The sequence below is a fragment of the Flavobacterium sp. SM15 genome (genome assembly GCF_022012335.1).
In the GTDB taxonomy this organism is placed as follows: Bacteria; Bacteroidota; Bacteroidia; order Flavobacteriales; family Flavobacteriaceae; genus Flavobacterium.
Window position 1 is genome coordinate 164,804 of the sequence record NZ_JAKLTO010000004.1, and the last position, 23,818, is coordinate 188,621.

Annotated in this window: 19 protein-coding genes; 16 read left to right on the forward strand and 3 right to left on the reverse strand. The window is 35.8% G+C overall.

Annotated features, from left to right (window positions below):
• Positions 1 to 69 precede the first annotated feature (69 nt).
• The 5 genes from LZZ90_RS08575 (at position 70) to LZZ90_RS08595 (ending at position 7,974) form a co-directional block, all read left to right on the forward strand.
• Positions 70 to 4,527 (forward strand): translocation/assembly module TamB domain-containing protein, encoded by a 4,458-nt coding sequence (locus LZZ90_RS08575; protein ID WP_237790277.1) that lies wholly within the window; start codon positions 70 to 72, stop codon positions 4,525 to 4,527.
• A 144-nt stretch (positions 4,528 to 4,671) separates the two neighbouring features.
• The gene (pfkA, locus tag LZZ90_RS08580) at positions 4,672 to 5,658 is read left to right on the forward strand and encodes a 6-phosphofructokinase (RefSeq protein ID WP_237790278.1); all 987 of its coding nucleotides are present in this window, start codon (positions 4,672 to 4,674) and stop codon (positions 5,656 to 5,658) included.
• A 33-nt stretch (positions 5,659 to 5,691) separates the two neighbouring features.
• Positions 5,692 to 6,693, forward strand: a complete 1,002-nt coding sequence (gene gap / locus LZZ90_RS08585) for a type I glyceraldehyde-3-phosphate dehydrogenase (protein WP_237790279.1) — start codon at positions 5,692 to 5,694, stop codon at positions 6,691 to 6,693.
• A 58-nt stretch (positions 6,694 to 6,751) separates the two neighbouring features.
• Positions 6,752 to 7,603, forward strand: a complete 852-nt coding sequence (locus tag LZZ90_RS08590; RefSeq protein WP_237790280.1) for a BadF/BadG/BcrA/BcrD ATPase family protein — start codon at positions 6,752 to 6,754, stop codon at positions 7,601 to 7,603.
• 2 nt (positions 7,604 to 7,605) lie between these two features.
• Positions 7,606 to 7,974, forward strand: coding sequence for a methylglyoxal synthase (locus tag LZZ90_RS08595; RefSeq protein WP_237790281.1), 369 nt, complete (start codon positions 7,606 to 7,608; stop codon positions 7,972 to 7,974).
• Here the strand turns inward: LZZ90_RS08595 and LZZ90_RS08600 are convergent.
• Positions 7,967 to 8,347: a RidA family protein gene (locus LZZ90_RS08600; RefSeq protein WP_237790282.1), complete on the reverse strand. Its 381-nt coding sequence runs from the start codon at positions 8,345 to 8,347 to the stop codon at positions 7,967 to 7,969. The two genes, LZZ90_RS08595 and LZZ90_RS08600, sit on opposite strands and share 8 nt — an antisense overlap.
• A 38-nt stretch (positions 8,348 to 8,385) precedes the next feature.
• A complete protein-coding gene (locus tag LZZ90_RS08605) occupies positions 8,386 to 11,031 on the reverse strand; it encodes a putative LPS assembly protein LptD (RefSeq protein WP_237790283.1) in 2,646 nt (881 codons plus the stop codon).
• Between the two features lie 215 nt (positions 11,032 to 11,246).
• On the opposite strand from LZZ90_RS08605, the gene LZZ90_RS08610 reads away from it, so the two are divergent.
• The 11 genes from LZZ90_RS08610 to LZZ90_RS08660 all read left to right on the forward strand — a co-directional run bounded on the left by LZZ90_RS08610 (position 11,247) and on the right by LZZ90_RS08660 (position 23,200).
• Complete coding sequence (locus LZZ90_RS08610) at positions 11,247 to 12,281, forward strand: N-acetylmuramoyl-L-alanine amidase (protein WP_237790284.1); 1,035 nt, start codon at positions 11,247 to 11,249, stop codon at positions 12,279 to 12,281.
• 16 nt (positions 12,282 to 12,297) lie between these two features.
• Positions 12,298 to 13,416, forward strand: coding sequence for an N-acetylmuramoyl-L-alanine amidase (locus LZZ90_RS08615; RefSeq protein ID WP_237790285.1), 1,119 nt, complete (start codon positions 12,298 to 12,300; stop codon positions 13,414 to 13,416).
• 55 nt (positions 13,417 to 13,471) lie between these two features.
• The gene (locus LZZ90_RS08620) at positions 13,472 to 14,425 is read left to right on the forward strand and encodes an MlaD family protein (RefSeq protein WP_237790286.1); all 954 of its coding nucleotides are present in this window, start codon (positions 13,472 to 13,474) and stop codon (positions 14,423 to 14,425) included.
• A 19-nt stretch (positions 14,426 to 14,444) separates the two neighbouring features.
• The gene (locus tag LZZ90_RS08625; RefSeq protein ID WP_237790287.1) at positions 14,445 to 15,779 is read left to right on the forward strand and encodes a (Fe-S)-binding protein; all 1,335 of its coding nucleotides are present in this window, start codon (positions 14,445 to 14,447) and stop codon (positions 15,777 to 15,779) included.
• Positions 15,780 to 15,809: 30 nt separating this feature from the next.
• Complete coding sequence (locus LZZ90_RS08630; RefSeq protein ID WP_237790288.1) at positions 15,810 to 16,601, forward strand: (Fe-S)-binding protein; 792 nt, start codon at positions 15,810 to 15,812, stop codon at positions 16,599 to 16,601.
• A gap of 214 nt (positions 16,602 to 16,815) precedes the next feature.
• On the forward strand, positions 16,816 to 17,412 hold the full coding sequence (locus LZZ90_RS08635) for a hypothetical protein (RefSeq protein WP_237790289.1): 597 nt from the start codon (positions 16,816 to 16,818) through the stop codon (positions 17,410 to 17,412).
• Positions 17,413 to 17,560: 148 nt separating this feature from the next.
• A complete protein-coding gene (locus LZZ90_RS08640) occupies positions 17,561 to 18,043 on the forward strand; it encodes an ABC transporter ATPase (RefSeq protein ID WP_237790290.1) in 483 nt (160 codons plus the stop codon).
• 39 nt (positions 18,044 to 18,082) lie between these two features.
• Positions 18,083 to 20,989 carry a glycoside hydrolase family 3 N-terminal domain-containing protein gene (locus LZZ90_RS08645; protein ID WP_237790291.1) on the forward strand — a complete coding sequence of 969 codons (2,907 nt, stop codon included), beginning with the start codon at positions 18,083 to 18,085 and terminating at the stop codon, positions 20,987 to 20,989.
• Between the two features lie 30 nt (positions 20,990 to 21,019).
• Positions 21,020 to 21,490 (forward strand): DUF1801 domain-containing protein, encoded by a 471-nt coding sequence (locus tag LZZ90_RS08650; RefSeq protein ID WP_237790292.1) that lies wholly within the window; start codon positions 21,020 to 21,022, stop codon positions 21,488 to 21,490.
• Positions 21,491 to 21,633: 143 nt separating this feature from the next.
• The gene (gene bshA, locus LZZ90_RS08655; RefSeq protein WP_237790293.1) at positions 21,634 to 22,785 is read left to right on the forward strand and encodes an N-acetyl-alpha-D-glucosaminyl L-malate synthase BshA; all 1,152 of its coding nucleotides are present in this window, start codon (positions 21,634 to 21,636) and stop codon (positions 22,783 to 22,785) included.
• Positions 22,760 to 23,200: a protease complex subunit PrcB family protein gene (locus LZZ90_RS08660; RefSeq protein WP_237790294.1), complete on the forward strand. Its 441-nt coding sequence runs from the start codon at positions 22,760 to 22,762 to the stop codon at positions 23,198 to 23,200. Before bshA ends, LZZ90_RS08660 begins: the two co-directional genes overlap by 26 nt.
• 33 nt (positions 23,201 to 23,233) lie before the next feature.
• Here LZZ90_RS08660 and LZZ90_RS08665 read toward each other — a convergent pair whose 3' ends face one another.
• Positions 23,234 to 23,755 carry a hypothetical protein gene (locus LZZ90_RS08665; protein WP_237790295.1) on the reverse strand — a complete coding sequence of 174 codons (522 nt, stop codon included), beginning with the start codon at positions 23,753 to 23,755 and terminating at the stop codon, positions 23,234 to 23,236.
• Positions 23,756 to 23,818 lie beyond the last annotated feature (63 nt).

Consider the following 23,818-nt stretch of genomic DNA (forward strand, 5'->3'; position numbering starts at 1 on the left):
CGCTTCGACAAAATTAATATAATTACTACGGGTATCAAAAAATTTAGAAAAATACTGCTTCGAACACTATTGGTAATCATCCTATTGCTACTGCTTTTGGGGATTGCACTTTCTTTACCCGTTGTTCAGACCGAATTGGGAAAATACGCCACAGATTGGGTCAATAAAAAATACGGAACCGATATCAAAATTGAAAAAGTTGCGATTTCTGCTTTCGGAAGTGTGAAATTAAAAGGTGTTCTTATTTCGGACCATCATAAAGATACTTTGTTTTATGTAAACCGTCTTCAATCTAATATTTTAAGTTTTAGGGAAGTAGCCAACTCACGTTTGTTTTTTGATGAAGCGCGAATGGACGGTTTAAACTTTAAGCTGAAAAAATACAAAGGCGAAACAAAAACCAATCTTGATTTATTTGTTGCCGCTTTTGATGAGGGAAAACCGGGTTCGGGAAAATTTCGTTTAAAAGTTGATGATTTATACGTTACCAACAGTCGTTTCCGTTTAATAGATGAAAACCTTAAAAACCATAAAGCGCTTGATTTTACTCGTGTAAACGGTGAGTTAGAAGACTTTTTTATTAAAGGTCCGAACGTAACTACGCAAATCAATAAATTATCTTTAAAAGATCATCGAGGTTTATTTGTTGAAAACCTTGCAGCGGATTTTACCTACACCAAAAAGAACATCATCTTGAAAAAAATGGATTTGAATACTACAGAATCCACAATATTTGGTGATGTAACCTTGAAATACAATCCTAAAGATTTCACCGATTTTAATAATAAAGTTGTTTTCGACGTGAATTTGGATAAAGCTTCGGTTTCTTCCAATGATTTGAACTATTTTTATAATGAATTCGGAAAAAACCAACGTTTCTTTTTAAAAACGCATGCTACAGGTACACTCAATAATTTTGTGCTCAACGATTTGAAATTGGTAGATCGAAATCAATCGGAAATTATTGGAAAGGTGAATTTTAAAGACCTTTTTAATAAGAAGGGTGAATTTTACATGAACGGTAATTTCGACAGGGTTTCTTCCAATTACAAGAATTTAAGTGCGATTTTGCCAAGAATTTTAGGAAAAAAACTTCCTCAAACATTAAATAAACTTGGGAATGTAGATATAGTAGGGGATATTGAATTAACGAAAACCTACATTAATGCAGATGTTTTCATGAATTCCGGATTGGGAGCTTTGGAATCGAAACTTTCCATGACCAACATCAACAACATTAACAATGCGTCTTACAAAGGATTTATCTCACTTCATAACTTCGACTTAGGTACTTTAACCGATCAAAAAGGAATTAGCCGTGCCACTTTAGATTTGGATGTTGATGGTAAAGGATTCAATAAAAAATACCTGAATACTTCTGTTAAAGGAAAAGTCCATCAGTTCAAATACAACGGATATACTTATCAGAATATCACCATAGACGGTACAATGAAAATGCCTTATTTTAAAGGATATTTCAATAGTAACGATCCAAATTTGCGCATGGACTTCAATGGGCTAATCGACTTAAGTTCTAAAGTAAAAAACTATGATTTTCAAGCTAATATAGATTATGCCGATTTACATTTGCTGAACTTTATGAAGAAAGATTCCCTTTCAATTTTTAAAGGTAATTTAAAACTAAAAGCCAAAGGAAATACTTTAGATGACATTGAAGGAGAACTTGATGTAGCCAACGCTTCGTATCAAAACACTAAAGATAATTACTATTTTGAAGATTTTCAGGTAACTTCTTCCTTTGATGCCAGTAGGGTTCGAACAGTTACGATTAATTCGCCGGATATTATTCAGGGTAAAGTAGTTGGAAAGTACAAAATCAACCAGGTTGAAGATATTGTGGAGAATGCTTTAGGAAGTTTGTACGCAAATTATTCTCCAAACAAGCTTAAACCGGGGCAGTTCATGGATTTCGATTTTGTGATCTACAACAAGATTATCGAAATTTTTAACCCGAACATCACGGTTGCTGAAAACACAGTTTTAAAAGGAAAAATCAATGCTGATGAAGGAAATTTCAAAATGAATTTTTCTTCGCCGAATGTTGTGGCTTACAATAATGCTTTTGATAATATTAATGTTCAAATCGATAATAAAAACCCGTTGTATAATGCCTTTATCGAGCTTGATAGTATTAAAACGAAGAATTATAAAATTTCCGATTTTAGCTTAATTAACGTTACCATGAACGATACTTTATTTGTTCGTTCCGAGTTTAAAGGAGGCGCTAAAAATCAGGACTTCTATAACCTGAATTTATACCATACCATTGATAAAGACAACAAATCGGTTGTTGGTTTGAAAAAATCGGAAGTGAATTTCAAAAATTACCTTTGGTTCTTGAATGAAAATGATACTCAGGATAATAAGGTGGTTTTCAATAAAAAACTGACTGACTTTTCTATTGAAAAAGTTGCGCTTTCACACAACGGCCAGAAGATGGAAGTTTCCGGGCTTTTAAAAGGTAAAAACTATAAAGATTTACAGCTTACTTTTGATAATGTTGATTTGGCTAAGGTCACGCCATCACTCACCAATATGTCTTTTGGCGGTAATTTGAACGGAAGTGTGAATGTTAAGCAGAATAACGATATTTATCAGCCGACATCTGCCTTGACCGTTGATTCCCTGCAAATTAACGGTTATCAGCTCGGTAATCTGGATTTGAAGGTAACGGGTGATAATTCGTTTAGAAAGTTTAATGTAAATTCAACCATTCAGAACGATGATTTGGAGAGTTTTTATCTTCGCGGAAACGTAGAAGTTGTAAACAAACAGAGTTTGCTTTCTCTTGAAACTGGTTTTTCAAAATTCAATATTGGTGCTTTTGGGCCGCTTTTGGGAAGTGTCTTCTCGAATGTTCGCGGTTTTGCCACAGGTCAGGCTTCAATAGTTGGTACGGTTAAAGATCCTGAAATTGACGGACGACTTTATCTTTCCGATGCAGGAATGAAAGTACCCTATTTAGGAGTTGATTTTGAGATGGAACACAACGCGATTGTAGATGTAACTGAGCATCAGTTCCTTTTCAGAAACATTAAAATTATCGACACAAAATACAAAACTTCAGGTATTTTGAACGGAAGTGTACGTCATAACAAACTGACCGATTGGCGATTGGATTTGGATATTAAATCCCGAAACATGTTGGCTTTGGATACGAAAGACAGTGACGATGCGCTGTATTACGGAACAGCTTTCATTGATGGTGAAGCAAGTATTTCAGGACCATTAAACGCTTTGGTTGTAAAAATGGATGCAAAATCCAATAAAGGAACTTCCATTAAAATTCCTGTGAATGATGCACAAGGTGTTGGTAGCAATTCCTTTATTCATTTTATTACTGAAGAAGAGAAGAAAAATAAAAGCAAAAATCTTCCCGGCTTCAAAAACCTGAAAGATTATAAAGGTATTGAACTTGATTTTGATTTTAACGTTACCCCAGATGCAGAAATTGAGGTAATCCTTGACCGAAATACAGGCCATAGCATGAAAGGTAGAGGAAATGGTACTTTAACTATGGAAATCAACACGCTTGGAAAATTTAATATGTGGGGAGATTTCCAGGTTTGGGAAGGAGAATACCATTTCAAAAATTACGGTTTGATTGATAAGAAATTTGCCGTAAAGAAATACAGTACTATTATTTGGAGTGGTGAACCAATGAATGCCAGTTTGGACTTGGAAGCCGTTTACAAAACAGAATCCAATCCTGCGGTAATCTTGGATAATGCTTCATTCAACAAAAAGGTTCCAACAGAGGTGGTAATTGCCGTCAACGGAAATTTAAGCAATCCTGATCCTGATTTTAGAATTGAATTCCCAACGGTAAGTTCTGTTTTAAAATCAGAAATTGATTATAAGTTAAGTGATAAAGACACACGTCAAACACAGGCTCTTGCATTATTGTCGGGTGGTGGTTTTCTTTCTCCTGAAAATGCAGCTAATACGGTTACAGGAAGTTTGTTTGAACGTGCCAGCAGTATGTTCAGTGATATTTTTACCGGCGATGACGATAAACTGAAAATTGGCGTGAATTATGTTCAGGGAGACCGAAATCCATTGTTGCAAACACAAGATAGGGTTGGGGTTACCATGTCTACACAAATCAGTGACCGAATTACCATCAACGGAAAACTTGGAGTTCCGGTTGGAGGTACGGAGCAGTCTGCAATTGTAGGAAATGTCGAGCTGCAAATGCTTCTGAATAAGGAAGGTAGCTTAAAAGCTCGAATGTTTAACCGAGAAAATGATATAAATTATATAGGTGAAGGTATAGGGTATACACAAGGTGTTGGTATTACCTATCAAGTTGATTTTGATAATGTTAGAGAACTTTGGAGAAAGGTATTTTCTAAGAAAGAACCGGATGCAACTTCAAATAATCCAACAGATCAGCTTCCGGATTCGGATTTGTCACCAGAATTTATTAAATTTATCAACGATAAAAAGAACAAAAAGGCGGAAAAGAAAAAAACCGACGCAACAAAAGTTCCAGAAATCGACTAGCAACTACGCTTACACAACACACAAACAACAACACTACTTTTTAATTTTTTGAAAAATTAGAATGTTACTATTTCAATAAATATTGTAATGTTCTATAAGATTTTTCGTGTGTTATTCTTAAATTTATAGTATAAATTATAATATATGTTGAAGGACATTAAAAAAATCGGTGTGCTTACCTCCGGAGGTGATTCGCCTGGAATGAATGCGGCTATTCGTGCTGTAGTTCGTACCTGTGCTTTCCATAATATTGAATGTATGGGCATTTACCGCGGGTTTGAAGGAATGATTGACGGCGATATAGTTGAAATGGGCCCAAGAGCCGTAAAAAACATTGTTAATAAAGGTGGAACGATATTAAAATCTGCCCGTTCTATGGAATTCAAAACTCCGGAAGGGCGTAAAAAAGCCTACGACAATTTAGTTAAATTCAACATTGATGCCCTAGTGATTATTGGCGGAGACGGAAGTTTTACCGGTGGAATGGTTTTTAATAAAGAATATGGTTTCCCTGTTATGGGAATTCCGGGAACTATTGATAACGATATTTTTGGGACTATGTATACCTTAGGATATGACACTGCTTTGAACACTGTTGTGGAAGCCATTGATAAAATCAGGGATACTGCTAATTCACACAATCGCTTGTTTTTTGTGGAAGTAATGGGACGCGATGCGGGTCATATTGCTTTAAATGCAGGAATTGGTGCAGGAGCAGAAGAAATTCTTATTCCGGAGGAAGATTTAGGACTCGATCGTTTGCTTGAATCGTTAAAACGAAGTAAGGTTTCCGGAAAGTCTTCCAGTATTGTGGTGGTCTCTGAAGGAGATAAAATCGGTAAAAATGTATTCGAATTGCGTGATTATGTAGAGGAAAACATGCCGGAATATGATGTTCGGGTTTCGGTTTTAGGACATATGCAGCGCGGTGGTTCCCCAAGTTGTTTTGACCGCGTTTTAGCCTCTAGATATGGTATGAAAGCAGTGGAATCCTTATTGGAAGGCAAATCAAATTATATGGTTGGACTTATCGCCGATAAAATCGAATTAACACCGCTAGAGCAGGCTGTAAAAGGCAAATCCAAAATTGACGAAGAATTACTGAGAGTGTCAGACATTATGTCTACTTAAAATAACAATAATAATAATTTAGAAAAGAAGAAAATGACGAAAGTAAAATTAGGAATCAACGGATTCGGGAGAATCGGAAGAATTGTTTTTAGAGAAACTATTAAAAGAGATAACGTAGAAGTTGTAGCGATTAATGATTTGTTGGATGTTGAGCATTTGGCTTATCTGTTGAAATACGATTCGGTTCACGGTCGTTTTGACGGTAAAGTTGAAGTGAAAGACAATCAGCTTTATGTTAATGATAGACTTATCCGCGTTACTGCCGAGAAAGATCCGTCCGTATTAAAATGGGATACCGTAGGAGTAGATGTAGTAGCAGAATGCACAGGAATTTTCACAACGGTGGAAACTGCTTATGCGCACATAAAAGGAGGAGCCAAAAAAGTGGTTATCTCAGCACCATCGAACGATGCACCAACTTTTGTAATGGGAGTGAATCATGATAAAGTAAAACCTTCAGATTTAATCGTTTCCAATGCTTCCTGTACCACAAACTGTTTAGCACCTTTAGCCAAAGTATTGCATGATAATTTTGAAATTATTGAGGGATTAATGACTACAATTCACGCAACAACTGCAACTCAATTAACCGTTGACGGACCTTCTAAAAGAGATTATCGCGGAGGAAGAGCTGCTTTGTTGAACATCATCCCTGCTTCCACTGGAGCTGCAAAAGCCGTGACAAAAGTTATTCCTGCTTTGGAAGGAAAGTTAACCGGAATGTCAATGCGTGTACCTGTTGCCGATGTTTCTGTAGTAGATTTAACGGTTAAACTAAAGAAAGCGACCAGTTACGATGAAATCATGTCGGTGTTGAAAAATGCTTCAGAAACTTCCATGAAAGGTATTATGTCGTTTACCGAAGACGATGTGGTTTCTCAGGATTTTGTTTCCGATTCACATACTTGTACGGTAGATGCAAAAGCAGGAATTGGTTTAAATTCAACTTTTTATAAGATTGTAGCTTGGTATGATAATGAATACGGTTATTCTTCCAAATTGATTGATTTATCGGTGCATATTGCCAATTTGTAAAAAAATACTATTTTTACTGAATCCCGTTTTAAGCGGGATTTTTTTATACACAACACACATGAAATTAGTAGTAGACAGTGGCTCCACAAAAGCCGATTGGATTGCCTTAGATGAAAATGGAAACATTCAATTTACAGCAAGTACCCTTGGATTAAATCCGGAAGTTTTAACAAGAGAAGAAGTTTTAACTCGAATTAATGAACGATTCGATATTGCTCAAAACAAAGATATTGTCAAAGAGCTTTATTTTTATGGTGCCGGATGTGGTACCGATCGTATGAAAAATCATTTATCGGAGATTTTACACGACTATTTTCCAAATGCACACATTGAGGTTAAAGAAGATACTTATGCTGCTGTTTTTGCTACCACTCCAAGAGGGGAGAAAGCTATCGTTTCTATTTTAGGAACGGGGTCCAATTGTAGCTATTTTGATGGAACTGAATTGCATCAGAAGATTCAATCTCTTGGTTATTTGGCTATGGATGATTGCAGTGGTAACCGATTTGGTCGTCATTTAATTCGTGCATATTATTTCCATACCATGCCAAAAGAATTGGCTGAAATCTTTGAAAAGGAATATGATTTGGATGCAGATGTAATTAAGCATAATTTGTATAAAGAGCCTAATCCAAACGCATATTTGGCCACTTTTGCCAAGTTTTTGATTCAGCATAAAGACCATGAATTTATTAGAGCAATCGTGTTTAGAGAAATGCAGAATTTTGTAGATCTGAACATTAAGCAGTTTGAGAACTGTCACGAAGTTCCGGTTCATTTTATCGGTTCGATTGCTTACTATTTAAAAGACGAGCTAAACGAAGTTTTAACTAAAAACGGCTTGAAATTAGGAAACGTTTTCAGAAAACCAATTGACGGGTTAATTCATTATCACACAGTAACGGTTTAATTATGGAAATAGCAATTATCGCTCACGACGGCATGAAGGCTGATCTGGTTCAGTTTTTAAACGAGCATAAAGATTTTTTACATTCAGAAAACATCAGTTTAATTGCTACTGGAACAACAGGAGGGAAGGCTGAAAATGCTGGTTTTAAAGTAACAAAAATGCTTTCTGGTCCTTTGGGAGGCGATGCGCAAATTGCTGCACGGGTAGCCGAAGGAAAATGCAATATGGTTTTGTTTTTCAAAGATCCTTTAGCAAAACACCCTCATGAACCTGATATTAACATGCTCATAAGGGTGTGTGATGTTCATAATGTTCCGCTGGCAACCAATCAGGCTACGGCACAACTTTTATTAAAAGCGATTGCTATTTAGCAGCAATCATAGAAATTTCAACATTTACGTTTTTTGGCAAACAAGCCACCTGAACCGTTTCACGTGCTGGAGCGGTTTTTTCGTCAAAATAACTTCCGTAAACACCATTAATTTTAGCAAAATCATTCATGTCACTAATGAAAATAGAAGTTTTAAAAACGTTTTCAAAAGTCATGTCTGCTGCTTCCAAAACTGCTTTCATGTTTTCCATTACTTGCTTGGTTTCCACTTCAATATTGTCTAAAACAAGTTCACCATTTTCAGGATTAATCGCAATTTGTCCTGAAGTATATAAAGTGTTTCCAACCAAAACTGCCTGATTATAAGGACCAATTGGAGCTGGGGCTTTCTCTGTAAAAATGATTTTCTTCATGATTGATATAAAGTATGTTGTATTTTAACTTGTAATTATTATCTCAAACGTCTGTCCGGAAGGCTTCTTTTATCCCATTTGATATCGCTCAATACCGAAGATTTGATTCCGATAAAGAATCCCCAAGAGGTATATGTTCCAATAGGAATCCAGTTAAAATCCATTCTCCAGCTTAACAAATCGCGTTCAAATCGTAATTGGGTATAGGTTACGCCTTTCTGAACAAAATCGTAACCGGAAGAAAAGCCCATTTTCCATTTAGGAGTAATATCAACATTTCCGGACATCATCAATGAATTTCCTACTACTTTGTTCTCACGATTATTGTTCGAGTAGGTTAAAGAGTAGGCAAGACGCAAATCCCAAGGAATTTTTAAAGAATAAAATTCGGAAGATTGCTTCTCTTTATTTTCATCATTATCTTTTTTGAAAAGGCTTTGACGCTGATCGCTTAAATCTACGCCACGGCCAAATAAATCGTCTTGTCGTCCGCCGTTTAAAGTTGTTTGTTCTGAACCGGTTTCCGTAGCTGCCTTGCCCGAAAAATCGTTACTGCTGATGGAATAATTCAAAGTAACATTGGTAGAGGTCATTCGGAATAGACTTCCTCCGTTATCAATATTCCAACGATCAGTTCTTCTTCCGGAATTGTCAATGGCATAAGGATCTAAAGTTGTTCCAAAGTTTAGGTTTAATTTATCTTTAAATAAATTGGTTCCTCCGGAAACTCTTAAGGGTGACCATGCTAAAGAATCTGCTGCAATGTTATAACTGGTAACAAAGTTCAAATTGTTTAAAAGCATTACCTTTTTAGGCTCGGTTTTTGTCTCGTCTTTATCGCGAATTTTTGCCTCAAAGGTATTACTTAAAGACATTCCGATATTGTTTGCATACCCTTTGCCAGGAGTTCCGAAAAGCCCATTTTCAAATTTTGTGTAATCAGCATAGGTTGTTCCGGTGGCATCTAAAGCGTAAGTTTCATAATAGCGATCAAAACTAGGCGTGTACCCGTAAGAAACATTAGGGCGAACTACATGGCGGATTGCCTGAATTTTTTTGTCCTCTCCAAAATTGAAGGTTCCATAAATTGTTGTTCCAACACTGGCTGATAAATTATAAGTTCTAAAAGATTCGAACCCGCTTACTTCACTCGTTACAACTTTACTTTCAGTTGCGCTGTATTCTTTTTTGATGGTTTTAAATTGCCAAACTTCGTTGTAATTGGTACCGGCTGTAACACTGAAATGTTTGAATACCTTAAAATTGGTACTAATTGGAATGGAATGTTGGAAACCGTTTTTTGCATCGCGGAACATTTCCGATTTAAAGAAAAGCGAATCGGTTGTTCTGATACGATTTTCTCCTCTTAAATTATATTGAAAGTTGATGTTTTTAATGAATCCTTTTTTAATTCCGTCCTTTGGTGCAAAAGGGAAAATACGGTCAACACTTGCCTGAAGTGTCGGTAAGGTCATATCAATTTGTTCCGTGTTTGTATTTTGTGAATGGGTTGCCGTAAGGGATAAATTTACTTGCGGAACGGTATGAAAGGTTTTTGCATAAGAAATCGAAGAGCTCAAGTTGTTATTTATTGAGGATCCGATGTTTGTTTGATTTAGTGATTGTCTAAAATATTGGCTGCTACCTAAGTTAACCGATGCCGAGAACCTTGAATTAGGACTGGCTTTTGTATCCTGATTGTGTGACCACTGAATGTTATATTGTCTTGATTTTGCATAATCAGGAAATCCACGTTCGCTAAAAATCTGATTCTCAAAACGTACATTTACTAAACCGTTAAACTTGTAGCGCTGAGCATAATTGCTTTCAAAACGTAAAGCATAACTTCCATTGGTGTAATAATCTCCAAGTACTGCCAAATCGTAATAATCGCTAAGTGCAAAATAATACCCACCATTTTGAAGGTAATAACCACGTTGTTGTGTATCTCCGAAAGTGGGTACAATAAAGCCGGAAACCGATTTTTCAGTCATTGGAAAGTAGGCAAAAGGCAATGCCAGCGGAGTAGGAACATCGGCAATAACCATATTGGTAAAACCGGCCACTACTTTCTTTTTAGGAACAAATTTTATTTTTCGGGCAAGGAAATAATATTCAGGGTTTTCAATGTCTTCCGATGTAGTGAAACGTGCATTTCGCATAAAATACACTGAATCGTTTTCTCTTTTACTAACTTCGGCTTTTACCCGAAATTCCCCTTGTTGAGTTCTTGAATTCCAAACCAGTGCTTTTTTTGTTTTGGTATTAAAGCGAATGGAATCCGGTTCAATTACATTACTTCCTTGTTTAAAAATAGGTCGTTGCGTGAAATTTCCGGTACTGTCTTTGATTCTTCCTGCGTAAACTTCATTTTTTTCATAATCGAAAACGATAATTCCCGCTTTTAATTCGATGTCTTTATAAGTAAGTTCAGCCTGATTATAAAGGGTAAGCTGTTTCTTTTTTTGGTCAATCTTTTCGTAGTCCAACGCTTTACGTTTAACAATTCCTTCTAAAATCGGCTTCTTTTTTTTAACGGAATCCGTTTTGGTGGAATCTGCAATTTTAATAAGATCGTTTGCAGATAAATTTATCTTATCTTTCTGTTTTTCAGAAGGTACACGAATAGATTTAGAAGGGTTTTCCTGTGAGTGCATTTCAAAATCCCCAAGTGTTAGGAACATTGATAATAAAACGATATGAAATAAGTTTGTACGCAACGCTTTTAATACTATTTTTGTAAAAATCTGGCTTAATTTTTGACGGTTCAAACTTACATATATTTTTTGGCAAAAATAAGCATTTATAAAAATTATAACCATTGAGTTTCATCCTTAATTTTATGTTTAACAGAATATCGTTTAAATATTTATTTTTTTTATCATTTTTAATTCCGGTAATGAGTGTGCAGTCACAATCAAAATCTGATTTTAAAGTGGTATTGGATGCAGGTCACGGTGGTAAAGATTTCGGTGCCATTAAAAACGGTTATAAGGAAAAAGATATTGCCCTTGATGTGGTTTTAAAAATTGGCAGGATTTTGGATGATTATAACGACGTGAAAGTAATTTATTCAAGAAAGACCGATGTGTTTGTAGAGCTTAGGGAACGAGCAGACAAGGCTAATAAAGCTAAAGCAGATTTGTTTGTTTCTGTGCATTGTAATTCTTCTACCTCGGCAAAACCGTATGGTTCGTTGTCTTTAGTAATGGGGCTTTCGCGTACTTCGACTAATCTGGAAATTGCAAAAACGGAAAACTCGGTAATTTTTCAGGAGAAAAACTATAAAGAAAATTATAAAGGATTTGATCCGAACAAGCCTGAAACATTAATAGGACTAAAATTGCTTCAGGAAGAATCGTTAATTAAGAGTATTGAATTGGCCAGTACCATTCAGAATAGTTTTGAAAAAAAGCTTAACAGGAAAAACAAAAAAGTACACCAGCAACCGCTTTGGGTTTTAGATGCGACTTTGATGCCTGGTGTTCTTATCGAATTAGGATTTCTTTCCAACCCGAACGAAGCACGTTATTTAGGTTCAGAAAAAGGTAAAAACGAATTGGCTAAATCCATTGCCGATGCAATTCTGAAGTTCAAAAACAGCAATCATTCTTCTGTAAAATTCAATGCTGAAAAAGAAGAAAACGATAAAAATATAGAGCAAGACAAACACGAAAAAGAAGCTGTGGTAAGCTCTAATACTAAAAATGGTACTTATTATAAGGTGCAAATCGGAACCAGTAAAAAGAAAGTTGATACGGTTCCTTCAAATTTTAAAGGATTAAAAAATGTGACACGTATACATGAAAACGGATTTTATAAGTATTTTTATGGAAGCGTAAGCAGTAAATCAGAATGTGAAAAATTATTAAGTGAAGCTAAAGGGAAAGGCTATTCAAGTGCTTTTATTTCTTCATTTGATGACAACGAATAATTAAAGAGTAATGAAAATGAACAGTTTTTTTAAAATCGCTGTTGTAGGGCTTTTGTTTAGTGCTACCTCATTTTACAGTCAGAATAACGCAAAATTTCGAGTTGTTTTGGATGCCGGTCATGGCGGAAACGACTTTGGTGCCGTATATCATGGTTATGTAGAAAAAAATAATGCTCTGAACGTAGCACTAAAAGTTGGACGTATCCTAGAGGCAGATGCTTTAACTCAGGTTATTTATACCAGAAAAACAGACGTTTTCATTCCGTTGGACGAGCGTGCAAACATTGCTAATAAAGCAAAAGCAGATATTTTCGTTTCCATACATTGTAATGCCAATAAAAATACAGTGGCAAGCGGAACAGAAACTTATGTAATGGGGGTAACACGAAATGCTTCCAACTTAGAGGTTGCAAAAAAGGAGAATGAGGTAGTTACCATGGAGAAAGATTATAAAATCAAGTACGACGGTTATGATCCCAATTCTCCGGAATCTGTAATTGGAATGACTGTGGTTCAGGAAGAATTTCTAGATCAGAGTATTGAATTGGCAGCCGGTATTCAGGAAGGATTTGAAAATGATTTAGGCAGAAAGAGTCGCGGTGTAAAGCAGGCCGGATTCCTTGTGTTGAGAAAAAACTACATGCCAAGGGTTTTAATTGAGATGGGCTTTGTTTCCAATAAAGAAGAAGGTGCTTATTTAAGTTCCGATGAAGGTCAGGAGAAAATTGCAAGTGCGATTGCCAAAGCTATTTTAGATTATAAAAAAGAGTATTTTGTTCCGGGAACTGAAGAGTATGTACCAGAAACGCCAAAGGTAAACGAAGTAAAAACAACTCCAATTGATACGCCTAAGGTAAAAGATACTAAATCGGTTTCTGTAACTTCCAATATTATTTTCAAGGTTCAGATTTCGGCCAGTTCCAAAAAAATGGAGTTAATCCCGAGCAATTTTAACGGATTGTCCGGAGTTTCCATTGAAGAAGGTGCTATTCATAAGTATTACTTTGGTTCTACCAGTAATTATGAACAATCAAAAAGAGATTTGGAAGAGGCTAAGGCTAAAGGATATTCCTCTGCATTTATCGTAGCGTACAAAAACGGTCAAAAGATCACTATTCAGGAAGCTTTACGATAATATAAAACCATTCTAAATTATTTTGTTTTAATTTTGCTCAAAAAAGATATTTATTTTGAAAATTACTAGAGAAGTAAAAACAGCAGTTTTAGTTATAGGTTCCATTTTATTATGTTTTTGGGGCTATTCATTTCTAAAAGGAAAAAATTTATTCGACACTTCAAGAAAGTTTTATGTTGTTTATGAAAATGTAGAAGGATTGGCTCCTTCTGCACCAGTAACCATCAACGGATTGACAGTTGGAAAAGTAAATACAATTACCATTGATCCCAAAACCGGAAAGTTATTGGTGGAGATCCAGATGAATAATGATTTTCCAGTTTCTAAATCTAGTACGGCAAGTATCTATGAACCAGGATTTATCGGTGGGAAACAAATTTCAATCAACCCGAATTTTCAGGATACTAACTATGCTAAATCGGGGGATTATCTTCAACCTCAAGTTAAATTGGGATTAACGGCTTCATTAGAAAAAAACTTAACTCCGATTCAAGAAAAGTTAAACGCAGTTTTATCTAATGCTGATGCTTTATTAGCAAATTTAAACGATGTTTTAGATGCTAATACCAAAGCAAATTTAAAAAAGACTATTGCGGAGTTAAACAAAACCATGACCAATTTCAGTTCGGTTTCTGCTAGTGCAGATAAAATCCTTGCTGAAAATAAAGATAAGTTAGGTTCGGCTGTGGCTAATTTAGACAAAACAACAAGTAATTTTGCGAAAATCTCTGAAGATTTAGAAAAAGCCAAGCTAGGAGAAACAGTTGAAAACCTTGAAAAAACATTGGTTAACGTAAATAAATTAATGGCCGATATGGAATCCGGAAAAGGAACCATGGGTAAATTAATGAAAGACGAGGCCATGTACAACAACTTATCAAAGGCTTCAAAAGAACTTGAATTGTTGCTTCAGGATTTGCGTTTGCACCCGACCCGTTACGTAAACGTTTCTCTCTTCGGAAAGAAAGAGAAGCCTTATACCGCACCAACCGAACAACCAAAAAAATAGAACTATTTAAACCAACCCTATGAGTATTTTACCTAATATACTGTTTGCGATACTTCTTATTCTAGGAGGTGGCTATTTTGCTCAAAACATAAAGAAACTAATTAGAAATATTAAATTAGGACAGGATGTTGACCGTTCCGATAATTCATCTGAACGCTGGAAAAACATGACCATGATTGCTTTAGGTCAATCCAAAATGGTGAGAAGGCCAATTGCAGGAATTTTGCACATTTTTGTTTACGTTGGTTTTGTGATCATCAACATTGAAGTTTTGGAAATCGTGATTGATGGTTTATTTGGAACTCACAGAGCTTTATCGTTTTTAGGCGGTTTCTATAACTTTTTGATTGGTTCTTTCGAAATTTTAGCCTTATTGGTAATTGTAGCGGTAGTTACATTCTGGATCAGAAGAAATGTAGTGAAACTTAAACGTTTTATTCACGGTGATTTAAAAGGATGGCCTAGAAATGATGCCAATTATATTTTGTATTTCGAAACAGTATTGATGTTCCTTTTCTTGTTCATGAATGCTGCGGATTATCATTTGCAGTATGTAGAAGGAGGATTTGGTCATTATATTCAGGCAGGTTCGTTTCCTGTTTCCCAATTAATTGCACCAATTTTTGACGGAATGAACAACCATACTGTAGAATTGCTTGAAAGAGCTACGTGGTGGTTACACATTTCCGGAATTTTAGTTTTCTTAAACTATCTATATTACTCTAAGCATTTACATATTTTATTGGCGTTCCCGAATACTTATTTTGCAAACTTAAACCCTCAAGGTCAGTTTGATAACTTAGAATCGGTAACCAATGAAGTAAAATTGATGATGGATCCCAATGCAGATCCGTTTGCAGCTCCGGCTCCAGATGCTGATGCAACTCCTGCTAAATTCGGCGCAAGTGATGTTCAGGATTTAAACTGGGTTCAGTTAATGAATGCTTATACTTGTACTGAATGTGGTCGTTGTACATCGTCTTGTCCTGCGAATCAAACCGGTAAAAAGTTATCTCCTCGTAAAATTATGATGGATACGCGTGACCGTTTGGAAGAAGTAGGTAAGAACATCGATAAAAACAAAGGAGTATTTGTTCCTGATGGTAAATCATTATTAAACGATTACATCACTCCTGAGGAACTTTGGGCTTGTACATCTTGTAATGCTTGTGTGGAGGAATGTCCGGTAAATATCAGCCCGCTTTCAATCATCATGGATATGAGAAGGTATTTGGTAATGGAGCAAAGTGCAGCTCCAACCGAATTAAACAACATGATGACCAACATCGAAAATAACGGTGCGCCTTGGCAATACAACCAAATGGACCGCCTTAACTGGAAAGACGAAGCATAATTAATTAACGATTTCAATTACACTAGAGATATGTCAGCAAATTTAACAGTACCTACAATGGCCGAAATGATGGCCCAGGGCAAGCAACCGGAAGTTTTATTTTGGGTAGGTTGTTCAGGTAGTTTTGATGATAGAGCAAAAAAAATTACTAAAGCCTTCGTAAAGCTTTTAAACCAAGCGAATGTTTCGTTTGCGGTTTTAGGAACGGAGGAAAGCTGTACCGGTGATCCTGCAAAACGTGCTGGTAACGAGTTTTTGTTTCAAATGCAGGCTATGACAAACATTGAAGTGATGAACGCTTACGAAATCAAGAAAATCGTAACGGCTTGTCCGCATTGTTTCAATACCATTAAAAATGAATACCCAGAATTAGGCGGAAAATACGAAGTGGTTCACCATACAGAATTCTTAAAATCGTTATTAGACGAAGGTCGTTTATCGATTGAGGGAGGTCAATTTAAAGGAAAACGAATCACGTTCCATGATCCTTGTTATTTAGGACGTGCCAATAATGTTTATGAAGCGCCTCGTGATTTAATCCAGAAATTGGATGCAGAGTTAGTGGAAATGAAACGTTCTAAAAAAAACGGATTATGCTGTGGAGCGGGTGGTGCTCAAATGTTTAAAGAACCTGAAAAAGGAAACAAAGACATAAACGTTGAACGAACAGAAGATGCTATGGAGACACAACCCGAAATTATTGCAGCTGGTTGTCCTTTCTGTAATACTATGTTAACCGATGGTGTGAAGTTCAAGGAAAAAGAAGGATCAATTAAAGTAATGGACGTTGCCGAACTTATTGCCAACGCACAGGATTTATAAGATTCCTAATAATACAAACGATAAAAAGCCTATAATTTCGATTATAGGCTTTTTTGTTGCGAAATTTTCATCGATTTAATTGGTTTTTTATCGAATCTGATGTTTTTCATCAATTTTTATAGCATATCAACGGATTATTTTAACAATAGTATTTTGATGAAGTAACTTAGTTATAGAATTAAAAACAAGGGGTCGTATGAAAAATAATTACTTATTGAAAACAGTAGGTGTGGCAATTTTACTGTTTTCCCAGCTTGCTGTGTGTCAAGTTGGAATCGGAACAACAAACCCATTGTCTACTTTACATGTGGAAGGGACTATGAGGGTTACCAATACCAATAACACTACTACTACTACTAAATTAGTAGGAACTTGTGCTCAGGGAATAATGGCAGATGTCAAGATTGGTCCAAATTTAACGCTCATTGGAAATGAATTAAGTGCAGCAGGTACTGATAATTCAAAATATAAAGTCGCTCCAATTAGAATGACTACGCCAGTTTCAAATACAGTATTTGATAATCTGGATTTGGATTTGAATGGGACTAACGCAGGAGTAGTGGTTTTTAGACTTTACGGATCAACTCAGAATTTTTCTATTAGAGGTATTATTGGAGGAATTGATGGTAGACATATCATTTTGTATAATTCATCGGCTGTAAATATGAAGGTTGATCATTTATTGTCAAGTACTGCAATTAATACAATTGATACTATTGGTTCGTCAACTTCCACGGCAGGTGTTGGTACGGTTGAATTAGTTTATGACGGGACTGCCTCAAGATGGATAGTCATTAACATTAGAGATTAAATATGTTAGTTAGTTATTAGGGGTTAGTTATATTGTGGCAAAAAGACCATCGTTTTAGGGAACGGTGGTTTTTTTTATGCTAAAATATTTTTAAGATTTCGGCTATCTAATTCTAAAAGGTTATTTTTGTAGCTTACTAGATATTATTATGTACGTAGATTTTAATACACTTCCAGAAGAATCAAAAATCTGGATCTATCAATCCAACAGAAAGTTCACAGATGAGGAACTTCAAGAAATTGAAACGTCCTTAGAAACGTTTATTAATGAATGGTCTGCACACGGGACCGGGCTTCAGGCTTCGTTTATTACGAAATACCACCGTTTTATTATCTTGGCTATTGATCAGTCTGTACAAGCTGCTACTGGCTGTTCTATCGATTCCTCTGTTAATTTCATTCAGAGTCTTGAAAAGAAATACGAAGTGGATTTATTAGATAAAATGAATGTTACCTTTAAATTAGGGGAACATATTGCCTATAAGCCACTTATCGATTTTAAAAAAATGGCAAAAGAGAAAGCTGTTTCTGAAAATACGGTTGTATTTAACAATTTAGTTAATACAATTGGAGAATGGCAGGATTTTTGGGAGGTTCCTGCTAAAGAAAGCTGGCACAACCGTTTCTTTTAATTTCCAAACATTTTCTTCAACCGCCTCCAATAGATTGCTATGCGTAAATTATTTGTCTTTTTTCTTTTTCTCAGTTCGTTTTGTTTTTCACAAAGCAAAGTAAATCCGTTGCCTGATGTTTCCGAACATCGCGAAAAAATTTGGGTGGACAGCATTTACAATCAAATGACTTTTGAAGAGAAAGTAGGGCAGTTATTTATGGTTGCGGCCTATTCCAATAAAGATGCAGAGCATGTAAAATCCATTGACAAACTTGTAGAAGAATATAAAATTGGTGGTTTGATTTTTTTTCAGGGAGGTCCGGTACGTCAGGCGAAATTAACCAACCGTTATCAGGCAAAATCAAAAGTTCCGATGTTTATTGGAATTGACGGGGAGTGGGGACTGAGTATGCGACTGGATTCCACGTATCGTTATCCTTGGAACATGACATTGGGAGCAGTTCAGGATATGAAACTCATTGAAAAAATGGGTAAGCAAATGGGAAAACAGGCAAAACGATTAGGATTGCATTTCAACTTTGCCCCAGTTTTAGACATCAACACCAATCCATCCAATCCTATTATTGGTAACCGATCATTTGGTGAAAATAAAGAACATGTGACCGAACACGCTTTGGCCTTAATGAAAGGTATTCAAAGTGAGGGAGTTTGGGCTACTGGAAAACATTTTCCTGGACACGGAGATACTTCTACAGATTCGCATCATACATTACCAATGGTCAATTTCTCGAAAGAGCGACTCAACGAAGTCGAATTCTATCCATATAAAAAACTCTTCAAAGAAGGACTGGCAAGTGTAATGGTTGCTCATTTGAATGTTCCAAGCCTTGAACCCAGAGACGGTTATCCAACTTCGATTTCCTATAACGTAGTTACCAATGTACTTAAGAACGAGCTGGATTTCAAAGGGTTGATTTTTACGGATGCCTTGAACATGAAAGGAGCGAGTAATTTTAAACAGCCGGGTGATATCGATTTAGAAGCCTTTATGGCCGGAAACGATATTTTGCTTTTTGCTGAAAATGTTCCCGTTGCTCTGGAGAAGTTCTGTCAGGCTTACAACGATTCGTTAATTACAGACGAACGATTGGAGCATTCGGTAAAAAAGATATTGAAATACAAGTTTCGTTCTGGGTTAGATCACTACAAACCAATCGAATTAAAGAATTTATATGAAGATTTGAACGCTGCTGAGTATGAAGATCTGAATTATCAATTATATGAAAGTGCGGCTACAGTTCTTAAAAAAGAAGAAGACAATTTTCCAATTACCAAAGTTGAACACGAGAATATTGCTTATGTAAAAATTGGAGACGATACCAACGAAGCTTTTTTAAACGGCATCAAAACGTATTCGAAAATTACAGAAATTGAAACCGACAGCATTCATTTAATGCTTAAGAACCTTCAACCTTATTCTAAAGTAATTATTGGATTTCACAAAGCAGACGGAGCCTGGAAAAAACACGATTTCAAATCAAATGAACTCGCTATTTTAGACTCGATTGCTAAACATAAAGACGTAACTCTTGCTGTATTTGCAAAGCCATATACTTTGTTGGCGGTAAAAGATTTTAAAAATATCAAGAATGTAGTTTTGGCTTATCAGAACAATACTATTGCTCAAACTGTTGCTTCAGAAGTTATTTTTGGTGCTATTGGAGCTAAAGGAAAACTTCCGGTTTCAATTAATACGTTTTTCAAGGTTGATGATGGATTCAAAACCTCGAAAACAAATATTCTTGCCTACGGAACTCCGCAAAGTGTTGGTATGAACCCAAGGATTTTAGCTAAAATTGATGATTTAGCCAAAAAAGCAATTGACGGAAATATGACGCCGGGAATGCAAATTTTGATTGCTCGAAAAGGAAAAGTGTTTTATCAAAAAGCATTTGGTTACCACAATTATAAGAAAGACACTAAAGTAACCAATCAGGATGTTTACGATTTAGCATCGTTAACCAAAATTTTATCGACTTTGCCTAACGTAATGCAATTGTACGATAAAGGAAAAATTAAATTTGACACCAAATTGGGACATATGCTTCCTGCTTTTGAACACACCGATAAAAAAGATATTATCCTGAAGGATTTACTAGCTCATCAGGCTGGTCTTCAGGCTTGGATTCCTTTTTATCAGGCTACTTTGGACAGTACTAAACATCCTTCAAAAAAATATTACAGAAAGACTTATTCTCCGGAATTCCCGCTACAGGTTACTGAAAATTTATTCTTAAGGAAAGATTATCAGGATACCATTATCAAACGTATTGCAGAGAGTCCATTGCTTCCGAAAAAGCAGTATAAATACAGTGATTTTACCTTCATCATTTTAAAAGAATATCTGGAAAGAACCTATCATAAACCTTTGGATTTTATAAGTGATAATCATTTTTATAAACCAATGGGAATGAACACCATGACCTACAATCCTTTACGTAAAATGGATATGAGCGTCATACCGCCTACTGAAGTGGACAAGTATTTCCGTTACACTACCATTCAGGGTTATGTTCACGATATGGGAGCCGCAATGCAGGATGGTGTTGGAGGTCATGCCGGTTTGTTTGCAAACTCCTTAGACGTAGCCAAAATGATGCAGTTGTTTTTACAAAAAGGAAATTATGCTGGTAAACAGTATTTCTCAGAAAAGACATTTGATGCCTTCAATAATTGCGCATATTGTAATGTTGGAAATCGTAGAGGAATGGGCTTTGATAAACCACAATTAAGTGGTGAAGGGCCAACTTGTGGTTGTGCCTCAATGACAAGTTTTGGTCATACAGGATTTACAGGAACCATTGCCTGGGCAGATCCTGAGAAAGATTTGATTTATATTTTCTTATCCAACAGAACTTATCCGGATGCAAACGAGAATAAATTATCTAAAAACAATATCAGAGAAGATATTCAAAAAGTGATTTACGAAGCCATTTCGGAATAATTTATTTCTTATTTTAGAAAAAGATAACGCATGCAATCAAAAGCCCAATCTCCAGAAGAATACATGAATTCCTTGCCTGAAGACCGAAAGCTGGCAATGGAAAAATTAAGAAATACCGTTTTGCAAAATCTCCCGAAAGGATTTAAAGAAACCATTGGTTATGGAATGCTGTGTTATGTGGTACCGCATTCTACTTACCCGAACGGTTATCATTGTGATCCAAAATTACCTTTAGGTTTTTTGAGCATTGCTTCTCAAAAGAACTTTATCGCGGTTTATCATATGGGAATTTATTCTGATAAAAATTTGCTGGATTGGTTTGTTTCGGAATATCCTAAACACATGAAAACCAAACTGGATATGGGCAAAAGCTGCATCCGTTTTAAAAAGGTGGATCAAATGCCTTATGAATTGCTTGCAGAACTGTTCCGAAAAATGACAGTGGAAGATTGGATTTCTAAGTATGAAGCGGCTTTGAGCCAACATTCCAAACAACGTTAATATTATCTAAAAGTAGGGTTTTGCCTTACTTTTTTAGTTTAATTTAGTAGCACTAAAAACAAGAAATGCAACTGATACTCGTTCTGTAAATTCCACTTTGCGCCGTATTGGTTACATCTGTATCATAAATTCAAAATCAACAGATGAAAATCGCAATAGTTTGTTATCCCACCTTTGGAGGTAGTGGAGTTGTAGCAACAGAATTAGGACTCGAGCTGGCCCGTCGTGGTCACGAAATCCATTTTATTACTTACAGTCAGCCGGTTCGTTTGGCGCTCTTAAATCAGAATATTCATTATCATGAAGTAAACGTTCCTGAATATCCGTTATTTCATTATCAGCCTTATGAATTAGCACTTTCCAGTAAATTGGTTGATATGGTGAAACTGCACAAAATAGAAATCTTGCACGTGCATTATGCTATCCCTCATGCTTATGCCGGTTATATGGCAAAGCAGATGCTCAAACGTGAAGGAATCAAAATCCCAATGATTACTACCTTGCACGGAACCGATATCACTTTAGTGGGGAATCATCCGTTTTATAAGCCGGCGGTTTCGTTCAGCATTAATAAATCTGATTATGTTACCTCAGTTTCCCAAAGTTTGAAAGACGAAACGTATCGTTTATTCGACATTGATAAAGAAATCGAAGTGATTCCAAATTTTATTGAAATTGACAAGAACCGAGTTGATGTGAATTCTCCTTGTCATCGTTCTTTGATGGCAACTCAGGATCAGAAGATCATCACACACATCAGTAATTTCAGAAAAGTAAAACGCATTCCGGATGTGGTTAAAGTATTTTATGAAATACAAAAACAAATTCCTTCTAAACTTATGATGGTAGGGGAAGGTCCTGAAAAAGAAGTAGCTGAAAAAATGTGTGAAGAGTTGAAAATTACAGACAAAGTGATTTTTTTCGGGAACAGTCATGAGATTGATAAGATTCTATGTTATTCCGATTTGTTTTTGCTTCCTTCCGAGACTGAAAGTTTTGGTCTGGCAGCTTTAGAAGCAATGTCTGCCGGTGTACCTGTAATATCAAGTAATTCTGGCGGCTTACCTGAAGTAAATAAACAAGGTTTTTCGGGTTATTTAAGCGATGTTGGTAATATTGAGGAAATGTCCAGAAATGCAATTGCAATTTTATCGGACGATGATCGTTTGCTTCAATTTAAGAAAAATGCTTTGGAAGTGGCAAAAGAGTTTGATATTCAGGAAATTATGCCTATTTACGAAAAGTTGTATCAAAAAGCATTGAAGAAATATGAAAATAAAAATCTTATTAGTTAGTTTATTTGCACTATTCTTTTCTTGTAATTCTCAAAAAGAAATGAAATTGGGCGCTCAAGGTTTTAGAATTCTATATCAAAACGAATATGGAGGTGCTCAGAAGCAGGGTTATGATATAATTGACTCTTCGGAAGCACTTACAGACTTGTTTACCAAGCTTCAGCTGGATTCCGAAGTGTATTCTAATTTTGAAAAAATTGATTTTTCTGAAAATTGTGTTCTTGCTTTATATCTTGGGCAAAAAAACACAGGAGGATATACTCTCTCTGTAGATAAAGTCCAAAATGAGCCAGGAAAAACCATAATCCAAAGAAAGATTACAGGACCTAAACAAGGTGAAATGGCCACGATGGCACTTACAAATCCGTATTGTCTTGTAGTGGTTAAAAAGAATAAGATTTATGAAGTAAAATAAAAAAGTCCCGATCAAATCGGGACTTTTTATTTTTTAGAATTTGTAACGAACACTCAAGCCAAAATCGGGTCCGAAGCTATCGTCACGAAGGTCTGTATAATCCGAACTGATATAAATTTCAGGTCTGAAATCCAATGAAATCTGTAGTGGAATATCAAAGTTGTATTCAATTCCGATATCACCGGTTGCAACTAAGAAAACGCCATTGTCACTGGTATAATAATAATTTCCGTTACCATTGTTTACTCTGTAAATGTCTGCTCTCCAAGTTCCAATACCAGCACCTGGTCCAGCATACCATTTAAAGCCATTGTCAATGTTCCATACCCATTGGTAAATTCCAATAAGTTTTGCGGCATCATAATGTTTGGTATCTCTCCAGCCTAAATCAAATTCAAGGCGGTTTTTGTTTGATATCCATCGTTGGTAAGAAACCTCACCACCAAATCCATCGTTGTCACCTAAACGCAAACCGATTGCGTTTTTAAATTCCTGAGCCTGAGTGCTTAATGCTAATCCTATTAGCATAAAAGCTGATAAAAATATTTTCCTCATAATGATTTAATTTTAACAAAGGTAAACCTAGCTTTTTTTAGATTTTTAAAAATTCTTAAAATT